This window comes from Limnohabitans sp. Bal53, assembly GCF_003063355.1.
Classification (GTDB): Bacteria; Pseudomonadota; Gammaproteobacteria; order Burkholderiales; family Burkholderiaceae_C; genus Limnohabitans_A.
The window spans coordinates 1-1,179 of record NZ_NESH01000023.1; the positions used below are offsets into that span (position 1 = coordinate 1).

Sequence of the window (1,179 nt, forward strand, 5' to 3'; positions counted from 1 at the left end):
TTAAGCAATGATCTTGGCAACGACGCCCGCGCCAACGGTGCGGCCACCTTCGCGGATGGCAAAGCGCAAGCCTTCTTCCATCGCAATGGGGTTGATCAACTTCACAGTGATCGACACGTTGTCACCAGGCATCACCATCTCTTTGCCTTCTGGCAATTCGATCGCGCCGGTCACGTCAGTCGTACGGAAGTAGAACTGAGGACGGTAGTTGTTGAAGAAAGGCGTGTGACGGCCACCTTCGTCTTTGGACAAGACATAGATCTCGCCCGTGAAGTGGGTGTGGGGCTTGATCGAGCCGGGCTTGCACAGCACTTGGCCGCGCTCGACGTCTTCGCGCTTGGTGCCGCGCAGCAAGATGCCGACGTTGTCACCGGCTTGACCTTGGTCCAGCAGCTTGCGGAACATCTCAACGCCTGTGCAAGTGGTCTTGACAGTGTCTTTGATACCCACGATTTCGATTTCTTCGCCGACTTTGACGATACCGCGCTCGATACGGCCAGTCACCACAGTGCCGCGGCCAGAGATGGAGAACACGTCTTCCACGGGCATCAAGAATGCGCCGTCCACTGCGCGGTCAGGCGTAGGGATGTAAGTGTCCAGAGCAGCGGCCAGCTTCATGATGGCCTCTTCACCCAAAGGACCTTTGTCGCCTTCCAGGGCCAGCTTGGCGGACCCTTGCACGATCGGTGTGTCGTCGCCAGGGAAGTCGTACTTGGACAACAACTCGCGAACTTCCATCTCGACCAGCTCCAACAACTCAGCGTCGTCGACCATGTCGCACTTGTTCAGGAACACGATGATGTAAGGCACGCCCACTTGACGGGCCAACAAGATGTGCTCACGGGTCTGAGGCATAGGGCCGTCAGCAGCGGAGCAAACCAAAATAGCGCCGTCCATCTGGGCAGCACCCGTGATCATGTTCTTCACATAGTCAGCGTGGCCAGGGCAGTCCACGTGCGCGTAGTGACGGCTTTCTGTTTCGTACTCGACGTGAGCGGTGTTGATCGTGATACCACGAGCCTTCTCTTCGGGTGCGGCGTCGATCTGGTCGTACGCTTTGGCAGCACCGCCGAACTTGGCAGCCAACACGGTGGTGATGGCAGCAGTCAGTGTGGTTTTGCCGTGGTCAACGTGACCGATGGTGCCCACGTTCACGTGGGGTTTGGTCCGTTCGAATTT

The 1,179-nt window shown here is 57.8% G+C and carries 1 protein-coding gene; it reads right to left on the reverse strand.

All coding sequences use genetic code 11. The features are described from left to right. Positions 1-1,179: elongation factor Tu (gene tuf, locus B9Z50_RS17340; RefSeq protein WP_108365998.1), on the reverse strand; the 1,179-nt coding region annotated here is incomplete at its 5' end.